Source organism: Pseudarthrobacter sp. CCNWLW217, assembly GCF_037203985.1.
Taxonomy (GTDB): domain Bacteria; phylum Actinomycetota; class Actinomycetes; order Actinomycetales; family Micrococcaceae; genus Arthrobacter.
On sequence record NZ_JBBCBT010000056.1, the window covers coordinates 1 to 600 of the forward strand.

The following is a 600-nucleotide window of genomic DNA, read 5'->3' on the forward strand; positions in this document are numbered from 1 at the left end:
TCCCAGTTGTTCACGAGCTGCATGTTCTGGTTCACCAGCCACACATTCCCGGAGTTCACATCGTTCAGGACCACCAGGCCCCGGTTCACCCGGAAAACATACGACGGCGACGCACTCGCCTTGGGCACATCCACATTCTTGTCATCAGCATCGTTAGTGCAGTCCCGCACGTACTTGTTCGCACCCGACCACGCCGCATGCACACAACCACCCAGCTGCACCGGCGCCGCCGGCACACCCTCACCATCAAAAGTCACCGTCTTCGCCGTAGAACCATCCAAAGGCTGCTTCAACAACGCCTTCTGCGTCGAAATCGCCACAAAATCACTGCCCGGACCGCCCTGCTGCAACTTCGCATCCCGCGCGTTCTCCAACTGCAGCCGCTTCCCGCCCGGCAGGAACAGCTTCCCCGCCGCAGCATCCAACACCACCGGCTTGTCCCCCACCACCGTGATCTGCAGATCACCGGAACCCTTCAGCTCACCCCACGTACCGGACTCCGACGACGTCACCTCACCGTTAACATCCACGGCCGTGACAGTGACCGTGCCAGTCTTCGGATCCGCAGAATAAATCCGGTCATCAGCGCCCACAGCGGAC

Annotated in this window: 1 pseudogene; it reads right to left on the reverse strand. The window is 60.8% G+C overall.

Annotated features, from left to right (window positions below):
* A pseudogene (locus tag V9L18_RS22010) lies at nucleotides 1-600 on the reverse strand (Ig-like domain-containing protein); the annotation flags it as partial.